Genomic DNA, 18,837 nt, shown 5'->3' on the forward strand with positions numbered 1-18,837 from the left:
GCTCAGATCCCGCGCCAGACGGCGTCGAGCGCGTCGGCCTGGGTCGTCGGGTTCATCTGCGCGAGCATGCGTTCGCCGCGCTCCTGCGCATCGCGCAGGGCCGCGGGGTCGTCGAGGAGTCGACGCACGGCGGCCGCCCCGTCCGAAGCGGACTCGAAGGTGAGCAGACCCGCCTCGTCGAGCGAGGGGATGCGGCGTCCGAGGACCGGGATGCCGCGAGCCGCGGCATCGAGCACGCTGAGGGGGAAGCCCTCGTACGAGGCCGTGTGCACGTAGAGCGAGAGGGCGTCGAGTTCACGCGTGACCTCGTCTTTGCGCAGCCACCCCGTGACCCGCACGCCCGCCTCCTGCAGACGCTGCGTCCACGCGTCGTCGCCGCCGCCGATCCAGACCGCCTCGACGGGGGCGGGGCCGGCGGCGAGCTCGCGCGCGAGGGCGATCATCATCGCCGGGTCCTTCTGCCCCGCGAGGCGCCCGACCATGCCGATGCGGCGGGGGGCGTCGTGTTCGCGCGTGCGGGGCGCTCGGGAAGGCACCGACGCCGTGTTGGGCACACGCGCCACGCGCGCCCCTGCGCCGAGCTGACGGGCCAGATCGGCCTCGTGCCCGGAGAGGACCGCGAAGACGTCCGTCCGGCGCGCCAGGAGGCGCTCAGCGCCACGGACGGCGGTGCGCAGCGCCCGCGACACGCTCGGGTCGTCGAACTTGAAGCAGTGCGGCGAGTAGACCACGGGGATGCCGGACGGCCGGACGAGTCGCACGAAGGCACCGGGGAAGCTCGAGTGCGCATGGATCACATCGGCGTCGCTCCCCCGCAGGGCCGCGCGCGTGCGCATGGGCTGCCGCAGACGCGAAGCGCCCATGTCGAGATGCGCCGCGTCGACGTCGTCCCAGATCGGCGACGGCCGACCGTCGACCCACGGAGACAGGATCGTGTGCCGGATGCCGTGGGGCGAGTTGCGGATGTAGTCGCAGACCGCGACCGGGACGCCGCCGGTGAGACGATCGACCACGTGCACGACGGACGTGGAGTGATCGACCTCGGAGCTCACTTCGCGGAGACCTTGCGCTTCTTCTTCGGACGCGACGAGGCGCGCTTGCCCGAACGCTTCGACGAAGAGCCCGACGCGGAGCCGGTCTCGGCGTCGCCGCCGTAGGAGTAGGCGCCGTAGCCGTAGCTGTCCGGGCCGCGGGTCGGGAGCATCGTCATGATGACGCCGACCAGTCGGCCACCGGCCGTCTGCAGGGTGCGCAACGCGCCCTCGAACTCCTGCTTCTTGGCCTTGCCGGACGCGGCGACCATGATCGCCCCGCGCGTGACCTTGCTGAGAACGGCCGCATCGGTGACCAGCAGCAGCGGGGGCGCGTCGATGAGGACGTAGTCGAAGTGCTCGGTCAACGTCGCGAGCAGCTGCGACATCGCGGCGGAGCCCAGGAGCTCGGCCGGGTTCGGCGGGACGGGGCCCGAGGGGAGCACGAACAGCTGACCGCGACCCCACTTCTGCAGCACGTCCGCCACTTCGACGCGGCCGATGAGCACGTCGGTGAGGCCGACGCCGCCCTCGATGCCCATGTAGTCGGCGATGCGCGGCAGACGCAGGTCGCCGTCGAGCAGAGCGACGCGCGCGCCGGTCTCGGCGAGGGCGATCGCGAGGTTGGCCGTAGTGGTGGACTTGCCCTCACCGGGGCCGGAGCTGGTGACGACGAAGAGCTTGGGGCCGCCTTCGACGTTGAGGAACTGCAGGTTGGTGCGCAGTGCGCGGAAGGACTCCGACCGCGGGCTGCGGGGGTCTTCCTGCACGATGAGCGGACGCTTCGTGGCCTCGGGGTCGAACGCGATTCCACCGAGCAGCGGTGCCTCGGTGAGCGATTCGAGGTCTTTCAGCGTGCGCACGCGGGTGTCGAGCGCGTTGCGGAGGATGGACAGCAGCACGGCGACGACGAGGCCGAAGAGGGCCGCGACGACGACGATCACCGGGATGCGCGGGCTGAAGGGGGTGGTGGGCTCGACCGCGGGCTGGACGACCGTCAGACGCACCGGGCTGGCCGCGCCCTCGCTGACCGGCGGCTCGAGCGTGGTCTGGACGGCGTCCACCAGGCTCGAGGCGATCGCGTCGGCGAGCTTGGCGCTCTGCGCGCCGCTCGTGGAAGTGACGGTGATGTTGATGTTGACCGTGTTGAGCGGTGCCTCGGCCGTCACCTTCGAGGCGAGCGCGCCCACCGAGGTGTCGAGGTTGAGGTCGTCGATGACGGGCTGGAGCACGAGCGCGCTCGTGACGACGTCGACGTAGCTCGCGACGATCTGCCGGGCGAACGTGGTGCCCTGCACCAGGTCGCCCGTGGCGGGATCGGCGCTATCGGCCTGCACCGACACGTACAGGCGCGTGGTGGACTGGTACTGGGGCGTCTGCGTCGCCGCATAGCCGAATCCGCCGGCTCCGCCGAGGATCGTGAGCACCAGGATCAGCACCCAATTTCGGTGCAGGATCCGGATGTAGTCGCGCAACTCCACGGTGAATTCCCTCAATCACAGTCGTGGGGCACAGCTGTCGCGCCCCTTTTGTATCCTGTCATACCCCCATCGGGCAGACGTCATGCGTCGGTCGGCTGGTGCGTCATGCCGTACGTGTAGGCGCCGTACCCGTAGGTGTCGGGCCCCCGGGTCGGCAGCTTGGTCAGGATGACGCCGAGAAGGCGCACATCGGCCGCCGACAGCGCCTTGGCGGCGTCGGCGAGCTGGGGCTTGCGGGTGGAGCCGGACGCCGCGACCAGGATGGCCCCGGTGGCGAAGCGCGCCAGCACGGCGGCGTCGGTCACCGGCAGCACCGGCGGGCAGTCGACGATCACGTAGTCGAAGGCCTGACGCAGCGTGTCGAGCGTCGCCTCCATCGTGGGCGAGCCCACCAGCTCCGCCGGGTTCGGCGGCTGCGCGCCGGCGGGGAGCACGAACAGGCGCCCGGAGCCGTACGGCTGCAGCAGGGCGGACAGCGGTGCAGCACCCGCCAGGACGGTCGACAGTCCGGCGCCGCCTTCGATGCCGAAGATCTGCGCGGTGCGCGGCTTGCGCATGTCGGCGTCGACGAGCGCGACGCTCGAGCCGTCCTCGGCGAGGGCCAGGGCCAGGTTCGCACTGGTGGTCGACTTGCCCTCGCCCGGGTTGGCGCTGGTGACCACGTAGACGGGCGCGCGTCCGTCGAAGTTGACGAACTGCAGCGCCGTGCGTGCACGACGGAACGCCTCGGACCGCGGATCGCGGGGCGACTCCTGCACGATCAGGGGTCGCTTGGCGGCGTCGGGGTCGAAGGGGATACCGCCCAGGATCGGTGCCGACAGGATCGACTCGACGCTAGCCGCCGTGTGGATGCGCGTGTCGATGATCGTGCGGATGATCGCCAGGATGATGCCGGCGCCGGCGCCGAGCGCGAGGCCCAGGAGGAGGTTCAGACGGTAATCCGGGGCCGAGGGCTCCAGCGGAACGCGCGCGGGGCTGACCGTCTCGACGCGGAGCAGTCCGACACCCTCGGTGCCGCGAGGAGCCTGAAGCTGTCTCTCGACGACGGTCGTGAAGCTTTCCGCCACCGCATTGGCCAATTGCGAGGCCTCGCTCGGGACGGCATCCGTCGCCGTGATGACGATCGTCTGCGTACTCGCCGGATTCTCAGCCGAAATGCGGCTTTCGACATTGTCGTCATTGCCGGAGAGCCCGAGCTGAGCGATGACGGGGTCGACGACGACAGCGCTCGAGACCAGGTCGACGAAACTCTCGAGCGACTGGCGGACGTAGCTGCGGCCCTGGATCAGGCCGTTCGGCGTGCCATTCGTCTCAGCTGCCACGTACAGCTCGACCGAGGCCTTGTAGGTCGTGGGAGTCAGCACGGCGAGAGCCGTTCCCGCCGCGGCGCCGATCGCCATGCAAGCGACGACGAGCAGCCAGCCGCGCCGAATAGCAGCGAGCACGTCACGCAAAAGCAAAAGCAAATCCTCCGAGCGCTGAACGGGACCGTCCGCCCCGGTTAGCATTGAATGCCGACGCACGATCTTTTCACACTACGCGCCAAGAAAATTCTCATGACTCGAATGCAGGACCTTTTCGCTTCCCAGCGGCGACGCGACGAACGCGTCCGCACCACTCTCGGTGACCCTGCAACCGATCGGCGCCTCGAGGCGATGTTCGATGGGGCGCCCCGCGTCACGTCGACGCACACCGACTTCGCCGACGAGGTGCAGGCACTGAACGCCCTGATCGGCAGCCGTCGCGTCGCCGAGCCCGAATTGCGTGGGGTGAAGAAGCCCGGCCGCCTGCGCCGCAGCCGCAGCGGCCGCGACTGGCTGTCGATCGGCGCCGCCGCCCTCGCCGTCGTCTCGGTCGTATCGGCCTCGACCCTGGTGGGCATCTCGGTGGCGTCGGCCTCTCCCGCCTCGGATGCCCTCAACACCCTCACGGCCAATGAGGCGGTGCTCGCCAACAGCATCGAACGGGTCAACAGCAGCATCTCGGCCCTCGAGCAGTCCCGCCAGACGGCGAAGAGCGACGCCGAGGCTCTCGCCGCTCCGCTCGCCTCGCTCGCCCAGATCGCCGAGATCCCCGCCGTCGCCACCGCGGAGACCGCGCGTCAGGCGCTGCTGGCGGAGATCGACGGCGTGAAGATGCCCGACCAGCTCGCCGCGTACCGACGTCCCGCGATCGACGGCGACTCACTCGAGTCGGTCGGAACGGCGATCGACCTCGTGGACACCCGCACGCGCGAGGCGCAGGAGGCGTCCGCGCAACTGGACGACCTGCGCACGACGCTGGAGAAGACGGTGCAGCCTTTCGAGGAGGCCGTCGCCGGAGTCGGCCGCGAGCTGCCCGCCGTGGCCACCACGCTCGTCTCCGAGAACGACCTGGCCGATGAGACGCTGCGCACCAACGTCACCAGCCTCGCCGCGCGCGTGGCCACCGTCGAGAGCCACACCTCGCCCAGCGCCATCAGCGACTTCGTGAACGCCGTGGCCGCGTTGAAGACGGGGCAGCGCACGGCGGAGATCGAGGAAGCCGACCGACAGGCCGCCGCCGAAGCGGAGCGTCGTCGCCAGCAGGAGCTGCAGCGTCAGCAACAGCTGCGGGAACAGCAGGAGCAGCAGCAGCAAGAGCAGCAGCCGCAGCCGTCGACACCTCCCCAGGAGCAGCCTCCTGCCACGACGCCGCCTCAGGAGCCCGTCCCCGACCCTGACCCCAGTCCCACGGGTACTCCCGCCGCGGTGGCCCCCGTTATCGTCGGCTGACAATTCTCCGAGCTCCACACCACTGCGGCCCGCACCCTCACCGAGGGTCGCGGGCCGCAGTTGTCTGCCGGGAGCGGGGTCAGCGCGTGAGCGCGAGCCGCACGACGCGCACGACCTGCTCCACGGCGGGGGCCAACTGCGACGCGGTGAGCTCGTAGGTCTCCCACGACCGGCGGTACGGGTCGACGATGTCGTCGTCGGCCGGGTCCGCGGGAGGAGGCGTCAGGCCGCGCACGCCGGTCACGGCATCGATGGCCGCCTTCAGCCGCCGCGAGTCGTCGTCGCCCGCGGCAGCCGCATCGCCGACGATGTCGGCATCCGGAACCTCCGCCGCGAGCCGCGCGAACTCGCGCAACGTCAGCGTGGACCGCAGCCGTGCCGGGTTGAGCTCGACGATGCGGCGTCGGTGCTCGCGACTCATCGCGAGGATGAGGTCGGGGGTGCGCAGGTGGGCTTCGGTGAGGTAGGTCGCCCGGTGGCCCTCGATCAGCGCGGGATCGACGGCCAGCTGCGCCGCCAGGCGCTTCGTCTCGTCGGTCATCGACTCGCCCTGCAGCCCGTACGTGCCGGCGCTGGTGACCTTCACGTCGAGGTCGGCGAGCCGGGTCGCCAGCATCGTGGCGGCCAGGGGCGAACGGCACACGTTGCCCGTGCACACGGTCATGATCTCGATCATCGGAACTCCGTCTTCGTTCGCGCGCGAACCGATCGGCGCGCGGGGATGGGGGTGGGGGGAAAGGCACTCGCGGATGCCGAGGACGAGGCCGTCATCGGCGATCCGTCCGCGGCGCGGGGCGGGGGCCTGCGGAATCCGGTCGAGGAGGGACGGCGGCGCGCTGGGCGTTCATCATTGCGACATTGCGTTCCCACAGCGCCCGGGCCACGATCTTGCGGTCACGACCCTCGACGAACACGCGCAGCACGATCACGATCGCGACGCCGATGTACCCGCCGATCGTGTTGGCGAGCACGTCGAACACGCTCGCGAACCGCTGCGAGAGGAAGAGCCCCTGCAGCACCTCGATCACCGCGGAGGTCGCCGGCACGATGACGAGCGCGAGCCAGAAGAACCGGCGAGGGACCACGAGACCGACGAGGAAGCCCAGGGGGACGAACATGGCGATGTTGGCGCTGAACTCCAACTGCGGGTACCCGAACCACTCCGGCACTCCGTTGCGGTGCAGCACGGCGAGGAAGCGCGAGATCGCGCCCTGGTATCCACGGTCCAACGGCGTGGGCGACATGGTCATCGCCGCCACGACCGCCGCGTAGATCAACAGCAGCACCGACGCGCTCCCCACGCGCGCGTGGCTGCGCGGCGGGGCCTGTCCGGGAAGGGGAAGCAGAGCAGCCTCCATCATTCGGGAGCGGGTCGAAGCTCGCTGGCGTACGAGACAGTCACACTACCGGCCCGCCGGGAGCGACCCGCGCACGGCCGGTGCACTCGTCACTGCCCGAACAGCGAACCGCACGAGGCGTCGACGGTCACCGACGTGTCGGTGGCGGTCGGCGAATGCCGCAGCTCGAGCGGACCGAGCGGACCGTCGGGCAGCTTCACCGTCGAGGTGAGCGCCCGGGTCTCCCCCGTCGGCAGGACGACCAGTCGGTTCACCGCGGTGTTGCCCTTCTCCGTGCCCGACCGGTCGAAACCGCCGCGATCGCTCGAGGCGGGATCGGTCGAGACGAGCTCTCCCCCGGGAGGAGCGAAGAACAGCACGTTCAGCATCATCGAAGTCGCGGGCAGGCCGTTCGCCGCGTTGCGCTCACCCAGCGTGTAGGCGCTGCGCCCCTCGGTCGGCACCGAGCTCGACAGAGTGGTCGTGGTGGTGATGGTGCGCGCGGTGGGGTCGCAGACGGCGGACACGGACTGCGTGAGGTAGTACTCGAGCTTTCCGACCGAGTAGTCGTTCAGATAGGTCCCCACCTGCGTCTTGACCGTGTTGTCGGTGCGCAGGCCCCCGTCGAGGCCGACCTCGGTGACCAGCTGCTGCGCCTCGGGAGAGGTGAACGAGAGATTGATGCGCTTCTCTTCGGCCGACTGCGTGAGTGCATCGAGCATCTTCGTCGGGTCCCACTTGGTCGACGTCAGGTGGCGGAAGACCTTGTCGGACACCGCGGCGAAGAAGGCGTCGGAGCTGCGTGCCGTGGGGAACTTCTGGTACGCGTCGCTCAACAGCACCTTCACGGCGTTGTCGCCGTTGATCTGCTGACCCGCGACGTCGACGGGGCCTGCGACCTGGAGCATGTGCGAGAGCACGACGGGGTCGATCGAGATGACACCGTCGAACCGGCCTCCGTTCACCTCCGTGTAGGCGTCGCTGAAGAGCTGCGCCGTCGTCGGGAAGTCCGGCGTCATGGTGTTGTCCTGCGAGTAGTGCGCGAACGACGAGGGGTACAGCGACATGGTCTCGGCCGGGAGGTCGGTGAACTGCACGCCGGCGCCCTCGGGACCGTAGAACGTGCTCGGCCCGCCCTGGTCGAGCAGCGAGAACGCGCCCTGGTCGACGTCCATGATGATGTTCGCGGAGGGGTTTCCTCCGGTCGCGCGGCTCTCGGCGTTGTTCTGGAAGACCACGAGGTACTTCTTCGGACCGTTCGCCCCCGCGATGTCGAGCAGGGTCGGCAGGTACCGGTTCGCGATGTCGAGGGCGGGAGCCGCGCGATCGACCACGTCGCGGATCTCGTCGACGGGACCGCTGACGGGCGAGAGGAGCTGGTCCGAGTCGATGCCATCGGTCTCGGCCTTGGCCGCCCTGAATGCCTGCGACATCGCCGGTAGGGCGTCCTGGGCCTGGACGAACGGCTGGAGGTTGATGCCGCCCCCGTCGAGGGTGAGCTTCGACAGGTCGGTCTGCGCGAGCAGCTGAATGCCGGGCGGAAGGGCATCCTGCACCAGGATGTCCGCGGCGCGGGTCACGCGGGAGACGGCGTCGATGTTCACCCCGACGACCGGGAACTGCGACGCCATGTCCCACAGCGGGGTGTTCACGGTGGCGGCAGCGCGCGACGTGCGCTCGCTCAGGTCGGCGGCGGCCTGCTGGAGCCCGGCCTCGTCACGGGCTTCGGCGAGCGGACCGAGGCTCGAGATCGACGACTTCGCCGCCAGCAGGTCGTCACGCACTTCGAGGGCCTGCACGGCGAGGGTGGCACCCAGGATGCCGGCGAAGGCGGCGGCGCCGCCCACGACCCCGAACACTCCGCCGACGACCCACGGCCAGACGCGGCGTCGCGGGGCGTCGTCTTCGTCGTCGTACCGCGACCGACGCGGGGGGGCGTCCGTCGGCGTCGAGTCGAAGACGTCGAGGTCGGAATCTCCTCGTGTCGCCTGACTTCTCGCATCTCGTCGCAGACGTTCACCCATGGGATGAATTCTAGTTGAGGCTCCCTGGACGTCCTTGGGGCGCGATTGCGCTCCGCGGACACCCGCGGGATCGCCCGGACGAACCGGGCTCGCGTCGGCCTCCCGTCGGAGACGCCTCAGACGAAGGGCAGGGCGATCAGGATGCCGGCGGCGACGCACGCCGACGTGAGCCCGCCGACCACGGGCATGGCCGTCGCCTGTCCGCGGCGGCCGACGAAGAACCCGATGACCGCAAGGACCACGCCCACTGCGGCGATCGCGAGACCGGTGCCCACCGCCTGCGCGACGACGGTGCCCGAGCCCGCGAGCAGAAGCACGGCGACACCCACGACGGGTACCGCGACGGCGGCGATCGCAAGCAGCAGGGACAGCACACCGAGCAGACGGGACAAGGAATTCACCCGAGCGACTCTACCGGGCGGCTCGCATGCGCCCCGGCCGGAATGCTGGAGAGGAAGGCACGTCCCCCCGGGAACGACAAAGGCCGGGCCCGAAGGCCCGGCCTGTGCCGAGTGAAGTCTGGAAGGACTTACTTGACGATCTTGGTGACGGTACCGGCACCGACGGTGCGGCCACCCTCACGGATCGCGTAGCCGAGGCCCTCTTCCATGGCGATCGGCTGGATGAGCTCGACCGACATCTCCGTGGTGTCACCGGGCATGACCATCTCGGTGCCCTCGGGCAGCGTGATGACGCCGGTCACGTCGGTGGTGCGGAAGTAGAACTGCGGGCGGTAGTTCGTGAAGAACGGGTTGTGACGGCCGCCCTCTTCCTTGGACAGGATGTACGCCGTGCCCTCGAAGTTGGTGTGCGGGGTCACCGAACCGGGCTTGACGATGACCTGGCCACGCTCGACGTCGTCACGCTTGGTGCCGCGGAGGAGCAGACCACAGTTCTCGCCGGCCCAGGCCTCGTCGAGCTGCTTGTGGAACATCTCGATACCCGTGACCGTGGTCTTCTGCGTCGGGCGGATGCCGACGATCTCGACCTCGGAGTTGATCGCGAGGGTACCGCGCTCGGCGCGACCCGTGACGACCGTTCCACGACCGGTGATGGTGAAGACGTCCTCGATGGGCATGAGGAACGGCTTGTCCTTGTCACGCACCGGGTCGGGGATGGACTCGTCGACGGCTTCCATGAGCTCGACGATCGAGTTGACCCACTGCTCGTCACCCTCGAGAGCCTTGAGGCCCGAGACGCGGATGACGGGAGCGTTGTCACCATCGAAGTCCTGCGACGACAGAAGCTCGCGAACCTCGAGCTCGACGAGCTCCAGGATCTCCTCGTCGTCGACCATGTCGCTCTTGTTCAGCGCGACGAGCAGGTAGGGAACGCCGACCTGCTTGGCGAGCAGAACGTGCTCACGGGTCTGAGCCATCGGGCCGTCGGTGGCGGCGACCACGAGGATCGCGCCGTCCATCTGAGCGGCACCGGTGATCATGTTCTTGATGTAGTCGGCGTGACCCGGGGCGTCGACGTGAGCGTAGTGACGCTTGGGGGTCTCGTACTCGACGTGCGAGATGTTGATCGTGATGCCGCGCTGACGCTCTTCGGGCGCCGAGTCGATCGACGCGAAGTCGCGCTGAACGTTGGTGGCCGACGGGAACTTGTCGGCGAGCACCTTCGAGATGGCAGCGGTGAGCGTGGTCTTGCCGTGGTCGACGTGACCGATCGTTCCGATGTTCACGTGCGGCTTGGTCCGCTCGAACTTGGCCTTAGCCACTGGGTCCTCCTCAGGACGTTGGTTGCGACGTCTCGGGCACTGGATTGCGACCGATTCTTCGCGGGGATGGTTCTCAGATTACTAGAGAGTCGGTATTCAGTTTGAGCGGATGCCGGGAACCCGAGCAGAACCCGGGATTCCCGGCATCCGTGAGAGCGGTGTTACTCGCCCTTGTTCTTCTGGACGATCTCGTCAGCGACGGCGCGAGGAACCTCGGCGTAGCTGTCGAACTCCATCGAGTACACGGCGCGGCCCGAGGTCTTCGAGCGCAGGTCGCCGATGTAGCCGAACATCTCGGACAGCGGGACGAGCGCCCGCACGACCTTGACACCCTGGGCGTCTTCCATCGACTGGATCTGCCCACGACGCGAGTTCAGGTCACCGATGACGTCGCCCATGTACTCCTCGGGAGTACGGACCTCGACCGACATGAGCGGCTCGAGGATGACGGGGTTGGCCTTGCGGATCGCTTCCTTGAAACCCATGGAGCCGGCGATCTTGAACGCCATTTCCGAGGAGTCGACGTCGTGCGACGCGCCATCGAGCAGGATCGCCTTGACGCCCACCATGGGGTAGCCGGCGAGCACGCCGACGTTCATGGCGTCCTGGAAGCCCTGGTCGGTCGGCGAGATGTACTCGCGCGGGATACGACCACCGCTGACCTTGTTCTCGAACTCGTAGGTCTTGTCGGCCGTGACCTCGAGGGGCTCGAGCGCGAACTGGATCTTCGCGAACTGTCCCGAACCGCCGGTCTGCTTCTTGTGGGTGTAGTCGTGACGCTCGACGGTCTTCTTGATCGTCTCGCGGTACGCCACCTGCGGCTTGCCGACGTTGGCCTCGACCTTGAACTCGCGCTTCATGCGGTCCACGAGGATGTCGAGGTGCAGCTCGCCCATGCCCTTGATGACCGTCTGGCCGGTGTCGTTGTTCTGCTCGACACGGAACGTCGGGTCTTCTTCGGCCAGCTTCTGGATCGCGAGACCCAGCTTCTCCTGGTCGGCCTTGGTCTTGGGCTCGATCGCGACCTCGATGACCGGCTCGGGGAACGTCATCGACTCGAGGACGACCTGGTTCTGCGCGTCGCAGAGGGTGTCGCCGGTCGTGGTGTCCTTCAGGCCGATGACCGCGTAGATGTGGCCGGCGGTGACCGAGGGAACCGGGTTCTCCTTGTTGGCGTACATCTGGAAGATCTTCCCGATGCGCTCCTTCTTGGACTTCGTCGAGTTGACGATCTGCGCGCCCGAGTCGAGGTGACCGGAGTACACGCGGATGTAGGTCAGACGACCGAAGAAGGGGTGCGTGACGATCTTGAACGCCAGCGCGGTGAAGGGCTCTTCACGATCGGCGTGCCGCTCGATGATCGTCTCTTCGTTCTTCGGGTCGTGCGCCTCGATGGCCGGCACGTCGAGGGGCGACGGCAGGTAGTCGATGACGGCGTCCAGCATGGGCTGCACACCGCGGTTCTTGAACGCCGAGCCGCAGAGCACCGGGTAGATCTCCGAGTTGACCGTCATCTTGCGGATGGCGGCCTTGATCTCGGCGACGGTGAGCTCTTCGCCACCGAAGTGCTTCTCGAGAAGCTCTTCGTCGGTCTCGGCGACCGTCTCGAGGAGCTCTTCGCGGTACTTCGCGACGACGTCGGCCATGTCGGCCGGGATTTCCTGGATGTCGTACTTGGCGCCCATGGTGACATCACCCTTGGCGTCGCCCGCCCAGACGAGTGCGCGCATCTCGACGAGGTCGACGACACCGATGAAGTCGTTCTCGACGCCGATGGGCAGCTGGATGACCAGCGGCTTCGCCTTGAGCTTGTTGATGATGGTGTCGACGGTGAAGTAGAAGTCCGCGCCGAGCTTGTCCATCTTGTTGACGAAGCAGATGCGGGGGACGTTGTACTTGTCGGCCTGACGCCACACGGTCTCGGACTGGGGCTCGACGCCCTCCTTGCCGTCAAAGACGGCGACGGCGCCATCGAGGACGCGGAGCGAGCGCTCCACCTCGACGGTGAAGTCGACGTGACCGGGGGTGTCGATGATGTTGATCTGGTTCTTGTCCCAGAAGCACGTCACAGCAGCGGAGGTGATCGTGATGCCACGCTCCTGCTCCTGCTCCATCCAGTCGGTCGTCGAGGCGCCGTCGTGGGTCTCGCCGATCTTGTGGTTGGTTCCCGTGTAGTACAGGATGCGCTCGGTCGTGGTCGTCTTGCCGGCATCGATGTGCGCCATGATGCCGATGTTGCGGACCTTGGTCAGGTCGGTGAGCACGTCTTGTGCCACGGGTGTCTTCCTTACCTGTTGGGAGGTTGATGCCGGGCCCATCGGGGGGTCCGTGACCGGGATGCGGTCACGGACCCCCCGCGGGTTTTACCAGCGGTAGTGCGCGAAGGCGCGGTTCGACTCGGCCATCTTGTGGGTGTCTTCGCGGCGCTTGACCGCGGCACCGAGGCCGTTCGAGGCGTCGAGGATCTCGTTCTGCAGACGCTCGGTCATCGTCTTCTCACGACGACCCTTCGCGTAGCTCACGAGCCAGCGCAGCGCGAGGGTGTTCGCGCGGTGCGGCTTGACCTCGACCGGAACCTGGTAGGTCGAGCCACCGACGCGGCGGCTCTTGACCTCGAGGGTGGGACGGACGTTGTCGAGCGCCTTCTTCAGCGTGGCGACGGCGTCCTGGCTGTTCTTCGCCTCGACGCCCTTGAGGGCGTCGTAGACGATCGACTCGGCGATGGACTTCTTGCCGTCGACGAGGATCTTGTTGACCAGCTGGGTGACGATGGGAGCGCCGTACACCGGGTCGTTGACGACGGGACGCTTCGGGGCGGGACCCTTACGAGGCATTGTTCTCAGCCCTTCTTCGCGCCGTAGCGGCTACGAGCCTGCTTACGGTTCTTGACAGCCTGGGTGTCGAGCGCACCACGGACGATCTTGTAACGGACACCGGGGAGGTCCTTCACACGACCACCGCGGACGAGCACGAGCGAGTGCTCCTGCAGGTTGTGGCCCTCACCGGGGATGTACGCGGTGACCTCGGTGCCGTTGCGCAGCTTCACGCGGGCGACCTTGCGCATCGCCGAGTTCGGCTTCTTGGGGGTCGTCGTGTACACGCGGGTGCACACGCCGGCCTGCTGGGGGTTCGACTTCAGCGCGGGAGCCTTGGTCTTCGAGACCTTCGGCGAGCGGCCCTTGCGAACCAACTGCTGAATGGTTGGCACGTTCTCTCCTTGATTGGCTGGGCGATCCTCTCGGGCGCCCAGGGTGCTGCACGGTGACAGCGTCGTGTCTCCCCCGTCATGTCGCTCATCTTGCGATTCGTGACGTGTCGGGCTCACGTGTGATCCACCCCGCGACAGAATGATCTGACGCGATTCGTGGTGGATATGCCGTGGGGGCGACCTGTTCGCAGGCCGATCCCTGAGATGGTGCGAGCGTTGATCCGCACGACCCGCCCGAGGGCATGACGCACGGCGCGCGTGAACGCACACCCGGTCAATGATACGCGTTCTCCGGGGGTGCGGCAAACGTCCGCGAGTCCCCCGGCTGGGAGTGTGCCGGATGCGGCTCCTCAGCCGAGCAGGACCACCGCACCCACGACAGCCGCCGCGACGATCACGACCACGACGACGGCCAGCACCACGACGCGACCGGCCCCGCGGCGCTCGGAGCGCGGGCGGACGACCGCGGCGTCGGTCGCGGACGCACGGGGAACCGGGAGCGCGCGTTCGACGCGCACGGGTCCGTCGGTGCGGGGTGCGTAGACGTCACTGCGAAGGGCGGCGGGTACGCGCGCTTCGCGCGAGACGACGGGTGGCAGGGGCGCCTCGGAGGGGGCCGGGCGCGCCGCCGCCTCGCGACGGCTCCGACGGGACCCCGCGGCGGTGTCGTCGTCGCCGCGCGCGGGCGCGGCGCGCGGGCGGGTGTCCTCATCGATGCCCGGCGACTCGGGGCCGGGCCGGCGCCGGGTGGCGTCATCGAGGTCGGGGGCCGCCGCGGGGGCGGGGCGACGGATGATCTCGTCATCGAGGCCCTCGACCTCGGCCGGGGCACGGCGCAGGGTCGCGTCGTCGAGGTCCGGGACGGCTGCCGTGGCGGGGCGACGGATCGTCTCGTCGTCGAGGTCGGGCGCCGCAGCGGACGGCCTCGCTGCACGCCGCGGTGCGGTCGTGCCGATCCCGTCGTCGTCCGTCGTCGAGACGACCGTGTCATCGGCGGCTCGAGCGCGGCGGGACAGCACCGTGTCGGCATCCGGTTCGGCATCCGGTCCGGCGGGATGCACGCGCACCGTGTCGTCGTCGACCTCCACCGCAGCGGCGTCGTCGTTCGCCGGAGGAGCCGGCCACGCGCGCAGACGCCCGGCCCAGAGCGTGACCTCGTCGGGACGGTCGTGCGGGCCGCTCACGCGCTGCTCCGCGCGAGCCGCACCTCCGCGTCGCCGAGGAAGAACCGCTCCCCCGCCTCGATCTCCTCGCCGGGAGGGGCTTCGACCTCGGTGCCCATCAGCGTCGCGAACAGGACGCCGTTGGTGGAGTCGAGATCGGTGACGAACCACGTCTCGCCGCGCAGTTGCAGGCGCGCGTGGGTCTTCGAGACCGTGCGGGTCTCGTCGGCGATCGACACGAGCTGCGCGTCGGGGAAGGCGTTGTCGGCAGCGGGACGGCGCCCCAGGATGACCACGGTCGAGGTCAGATCGATGGGCGCCCCGCTCGGAGGCACGAGGGCCCACGGGATCCGCTTGCGCTTTGTCACCACCGTGCGGTCGAGGGCGTCGAAGTCGTCGTCGTCGGATGCCACGGCCGGCACCTCGGGTCGCGTGTACAACGACGACACCGACGTGCGTGCGGAGCGCGGGGAGCCGGCATCCGGAGCATCGGGAACCGCGGAGACCGCCTCGGAGAGCTCGGGGAACTCGTCGGCCGGTGCGGGCGCCGACGCGCGCGGCGCGGGCACGGGCTCGGGGGCGGGCCGGGTCAACGGCACCTCGGCGATCGGGGCCGCCGCGTCGGAGTGGGTCGTGCGGCGCGCGGGCGTCGCCCACGGGGCGATCGGGTCGGACTGCTCATCGACGGCCGGGGGTGCGGGCTCGACCGGCGCGGGAGTCCATGACGACGGCGCGCCGGGGATCACCAGTGCACGGGTCGACGCGTCGTCGTCGGCCGTCGGCGGGACGGCACGGGCGGCGCTCCGGGAAGAGGCGTCGTCGTCCGCCGCGGCCGGGGTGGATCGGCGGGACGGCGCGTCGTCGTCGGCACCGTCACGGAGGGCGTCGAGCACCTCGAAGACCGAGGATCCGGATGCCGCGGCGACGGCCGGCCGCTCGGCGGGCGCGATCTGCTCGTCGGAGACGGCGGGCGTGGAGCGACGGCGGTCATCGAACTCCGCGGGACGCAGACCGGGCGGAGGACCCCATCCACCGGACGCGGGCACGGCATCGGCGAGCGAACCGGTCGGAGCGGCGAACGGCACGATCACCGGCTCGGACACCGGAGCCGGCTCGACGGGCGCATCAGCGGCATCCGGAGCATGCTCCTCGCCGTCGCGGCTCCCGTCGCCGGAACGGGACTCGGGCGCGGGGGTCCATCCGCCGACAAGCGGAACGTACGGCCCCTGGAAGTCCTGCCCGCGGCGCACGGGCGCCGACTGCTCGTCGGGACCGCGGGGCGCATCGCCCTCCCACCGCGCGGAGCCGAAGCCGAGGATGCTCGCCCACACGACGGGGAAGATCGCGCCGACCACCGTCATGCCCGCACCGGCGCCGAAGCCCACCGTGATGCGGTGCACCGCGATGATGAAGAGGATCACGAAGGTGAGCGTTCCGAAGAGCGGAACCAGGTTGATGAGCACGAACCACGGCGAGAACCCGCCGAGCTTCAGCACGGTGGCCACGTTCACGATCGGGACCCAGGCCTTCCAGACCGGCTCACCGGTCTTGCGGAACACCGCGGCGAGGGCGAGGGCGAACCACACGTACACGACGACGACGAGAGCGAGAGTGCTCGCGCCGAGAACCACCATGGTCGAATCGGTCATGTCGTGTCGCGTCCTCCCGGGGCGGTGGGACGCTTCCCCCTCTCGTCGCGATGCGGGGATCTCGTGCGCGCGGAGCGCGGAGCGAGGAACCGCAGGAACGATCTCAACGATACGGCCGCGCGCACGCGCCGCCAGAAGCCTCGCTGACGCACCAGCACACGCCGCTCGGCGTCGACGATGCTCCAGAACTCCGCCACCTCGTCGGCCGTCACCGCTCCACCCGCGAACACGGCGCGGTCGGCGTCGTCTGCGAGCCGCGCCCCCGACGGGGTCGCGAACGCGTCGGCGACCTCGCGTCGGGTGGGGGCGCGCGGCACGGTGCGACCGGCATCCACCCCGGCGTCGACGTACTCGTCCCATCCGCCCGCGATCGCGGAGCGGGGGTCGGGGTCGCGGCGCCGACCGCGGCGGCGCACGGCCTTGGCGATCACGACGGCGAGGAAGGGACCGAACACGATGAGAAGGGCGAGCAGCGCGAGACCCGTCACGCGCAGGATCGGCCAGAGCCAGGCCAGATCGACGCCGTCGTCGGCGCGCTGATCGTCGTCGAGGGAGTTGTCCTCCTGCACGGGCTCGGGCGGAACGACCTCGTCCACCGTGTCGGGGCGCACCTCCGTCACGTTCTCGGGATCCTGCTGCTGGGTGACCTCAAGGCTCGGCGACTGCTCCCACTGCGGGGTCACGTCGATCGGCGTCCACCGACCGTCGTCGCCCTCGACCTCCGTCCAGGCGACGAGATCGCGCGCGCGGCACTCCCCTGCCTCGCAGGTCGGAAGCGCGCTGTCCGGCGACGACAGACGCGTTCCCACGACGACGCGGGCCGGAAAGCCGAGTTCGTGCGCGATGAGCGCCGTCGCCACGGCGAACTGCTCGTCGTCGCCGACGGCGGCCACGTAGTTTCCGGATGCCGCGGCCCGGGGGTCGTCTTCGCGCTCGAGCAACCGCTCGAACATGCGGTCGATGCGGGCAAGCGAGTGACCGGAGGCGCTGGGCTGCAGCTGGTACCCGGGCAGGTCCGCGGTCCAGGCCGGCGGCGCGGCCCCCTCCGGCGCGAGACTGTGGCTGAGGTAGCCGCGCTCGCGGAGCAACTGCACGAGCGCCTGCAGGGCCGCACCGTCGGATCCGTCGGCGTGCTCCTCCACCCAGCGGCGGAGGTTTTCGCCTCCGGCCGTCGCGCCGACGGCACCGGGAGGCGTCAGGGCGGCGAGATCTTCGGGTGCGGCCTCGACCGCGTCGATGCGATAGGAGTCGCCCGGTTCGAGTCCGCCGTCGGCCGTCTGCACGCCCGCCTCGGCGTCGGCGCTGTAGTAAAAGCGGTCGGCGAGCTGCGCGCGGCGCTCGCCCTCGAAGGTCGCCGCCGCCAGGCTGCCCGCGGTGGGCATCCAGATACCGCCCAGATCGACGATGTCGACGTCGGCGGAGACGGGGCGCCCCGTGCCCGCGTCGCGGGTGGACGGCAGTCGCACGAAGCCCGTCCCCTCGTCTCCCGAGGCGCGGAAGATCTCGCCGTCGTACGTGTCGAGGGTCGCGATGCGGATGCGCTCGGGCAGGGCGCCGTCGTCGCTGCGGACGCGGAACAGCACGTCGTCGCTGCGGGCGTCGGAGAACATCGCCCGGTACTGCGCGAGCGGGCTGACCGCCTCGGCGATCAGACGCTGCGGACCGGCGGCCGCTCGCAGCACCTGGCGGTCGGCGTCGCGGGAGGCCCACGGCACCACGGCGACGGTGGCGACGATCGCGACGACGATCATCGCGACGCCGAGCGCTCCGCGTCGGGAGTCGGTGCGCGAGCGACCGCGCAACACCTGCACCGCGGTCACGTCGGCGGCCCTCCGCAGCGCGCGGGCGCGTTCGTCGCGCGCACGCCAGGCGAGCCAGAGCACGGCAGACAGCAGAGCGGCGAGTCCGACGGCGGTCTCGACGGGAGCCGGCAGCGACACCGCCCCGATCGGGAGCGGAGCACTGGTGGAGGTCCGGCCGAAGAAGAGCCCGAACCCGGTCATCGCCAGGCCCGGCACCACCGCCGCGGGAGCGCGCCGGTCGGTGCGGGCCGCGAGGGCCAGGGTGAGGGCTGTGCCGACGAGGAACACCACGAGCGCCGGGACGAGCAGATTGCGGTACGCGCCGACCGGCAGGTCGACGGTGACCAGGTCCTTCCAGGCGACGATGACACCCGCCAACGCCTCACCCAGCCCACGCAGCACGTCGAGCGGCGAGCTCAGTCGCGAGGGGACGGCCAGCGGCACGGCGAGCACGGCGAACGCGCCGACCAGCCCGGCGGCGAGCACCCACCCTCCCCCGCGCCGCCACGCGGCGAGCACGACGACCGCAGTCGCCGCCAACGAGGACACCAGCACGAGCAGCAGGAACGACCCCGAGGCGTACACCGGCCACGCCGCGACGGCCGCGAGGGCGACCGACACCGCGGTGTACGCCGATGCGGCCACCCATCGGGGCACGGAGGACTC

The 18,837-nt window shown here is 69.7% G+C and carries 15 protein-coding genes; 1 reads left to right on the forward strand and 14 read right to left on the reverse strand.

What is annotated here, in order from left to right; all coding sequences use genetic code 11:
- Nucleotides 1-2: 2 nt before the first annotated feature.
- The 3 genes from ABXS86_RS08020 to ABXS86_RS08030 form a co-directional block, all read right to left on the reverse strand.
- Nucleotides 3-1,052 carry a glycosyltransferase family 4 protein gene (locus ABXS86_RS08020; protein ID WP_353666158.1) on the reverse strand — a complete coding sequence of 350 codons (1,050 nt, stop codon included), beginning with the start codon at nt 1,050-1,052 and terminating at the stop codon, nt 3-5.
- Nucleotides 1,049-2,512 carry a polysaccharide biosynthesis tyrosine autokinase gene (locus tag ABXS86_RS08025; RefSeq protein ID WP_307209090.1) on the reverse strand — a complete coding sequence of 488 codons (1,464 nt, stop codon included), beginning with the start codon at nt 2,510-2,512 and terminating at the stop codon, nt 1,049-1,051. Before ABXS86_RS08025 ends, ABXS86_RS08020 begins: the two co-directional genes overlap by 4 nt.
- Nucleotides 2,513-2,592: 80 nt before the next feature.
- Entirely contained in the window at nt 2,593-3,972 is a 1,380-nt protein-coding gene (locus ABXS86_RS08030) for a polysaccharide biosynthesis tyrosine autokinase (protein WP_307209088.1), read from the reverse strand.
- A 96-nt stretch (nt 3,973-4,068) separates the two neighbouring features.
- Here ABXS86_RS08030 and ABXS86_RS08035 point away from each other — a divergent pair, with 96 nt between their 5' ends.
- Nucleotides 4,069-5,265 carry a hypothetical protein gene (locus ABXS86_RS08035; RefSeq protein ID WP_353666159.1) on the forward strand — a complete coding sequence of 399 codons (1,197 nt, stop codon included), beginning with the start codon at nt 4,069-4,071 and terminating at the stop codon, nt 5,263-5,265.
- Between the two features lie 79 nt (nt 5,266-5,344).
- Here the strand turns inward: ABXS86_RS08035 and ABXS86_RS08040 are convergent, their stop codons facing one another.
- The 11 genes from ABXS86_RS08040 to ABXS86_RS08090 all read right to left on the reverse strand — a co-directional run bounded on the left by ABXS86_RS08040 (nt 5,345) and on the right by ABXS86_RS08090 (nt 18,828).
- The gene (locus ABXS86_RS08040) at nt 5,345-5,941 is read right to left on the reverse strand and encodes a low molecular weight phosphatase family protein (protein WP_307209084.1); all 597 of its coding nucleotides are present in this window, start codon (nt 5,939-5,941) and stop codon (nt 5,345-5,347) included.
- A gap of 91 nt (nt 5,942-6,032) precedes the next feature.
- Complete coding sequence (locus ABXS86_RS08045; protein WP_353666160.1) at nt 6,033-6,566, reverse strand: VanZ family protein; 534 nt, start codon at nt 6,564-6,566, stop codon at nt 6,033-6,035.
- A gap of 146 nt (nt 6,567-6,712) precedes the next feature.
- Nucleotides 6,713-8,626: a DUF4012 domain-containing protein gene (locus tag ABXS86_RS08050; protein ID WP_353666161.1), complete on the reverse strand. Its 1,914-nt coding sequence runs from the start codon at nt 8,624-8,626 to the stop codon at nt 6,713-6,715.
- A 116-nt stretch (nt 8,627-8,742) separates the two neighbouring features.
- On the reverse strand, nt 8,743-9,027 hold the full coding sequence (locus tag ABXS86_RS08055) for a hypothetical protein (protein WP_307209078.1): 285 nt from the start codon (nt 9,025-9,027) through the stop codon (nt 8,743-8,745).
- Between the two features lie 128 nt (nt 9,028-9,155).
- Nucleotides 9,156-10,349: an elongation factor Tu gene (gene tuf, locus ABXS86_RS08060; RefSeq protein ID WP_307209076.1), complete on the reverse strand. Its 1,194-nt coding sequence runs from the start codon at nt 10,347-10,349 to the stop codon at nt 9,156-9,158.
- Between the two features lie 161 nt (nt 10,350-10,510).
- Complete coding sequence (fusA, locus tag ABXS86_RS08065; protein ID WP_144829778.1) at nt 10,511-12,625, reverse strand: elongation factor G; 2,115 nt, start codon at nt 12,623-12,625, stop codon at nt 10,511-10,513.
- 87 nt (nt 12,626-12,712) lie between these two features.
- Complete coding sequence (gene rpsG, locus ABXS86_RS08070) at nt 12,713-13,183, reverse strand: 30S ribosomal protein S7 (protein ID WP_144829781.1); 471 nt, start codon at nt 13,181-13,183, stop codon at nt 12,713-12,715.
- A 5-nt stretch (nt 13,184-13,188) separates the two neighbouring features.
- Nucleotides 13,189-13,557: a 30S ribosomal protein S12 gene (gene rpsL, locus ABXS86_RS08075; protein ID WP_013584051.1), complete on the reverse strand. Its 369-nt coding sequence runs from the start codon at nt 13,555-13,557 to the stop codon at nt 13,189-13,191.
- A gap of 350 nt (nt 13,558-13,907) precedes the next feature.
- Nucleotides 13,908-14,741 (reverse strand): hypothetical protein, encoded by an 834-nt coding sequence (locus tag ABXS86_RS08080; RefSeq protein WP_353666162.1) that lies wholly within the window; start codon nt 14,739-14,741, stop codon nt 13,908-13,910.
- Nucleotides 14,738-16,369, reverse strand: a complete 1,632-nt coding sequence (locus tag ABXS86_RS08085) for a DUF5684 domain-containing protein (protein ID WP_353666163.1) — start codon at nt 16,367-16,369, stop codon at nt 14,738-14,740. Before ABXS86_RS08085 ends, ABXS86_RS08080 begins: the two co-directional genes overlap by 4 nt.
- Nucleotides 16,366-18,828, reverse strand: coding sequence for a transglutaminase domain-containing protein (locus ABXS86_RS08090; RefSeq protein WP_353666164.1), 2,463 nt, complete (start codon nt 18,826-18,828; stop codon nt 16,366-16,368). The genes ABXS86_RS08085 and ABXS86_RS08090 overlap by 4 nt, the downstream gene beginning before the upstream one ends.
- Nucleotides 18,829-18,837 lie beyond the last annotated feature (9 nt).

Origin of the sequence: Microbacterium sp. che218, assembly GCF_040436305.1 — a bacterium.
Lineage (GTDB): Bacteria > Actinomycetota > Actinomycetes > Actinomycetales > Microbacteriaceae > Microbacterium > Microbacterium algihabitans.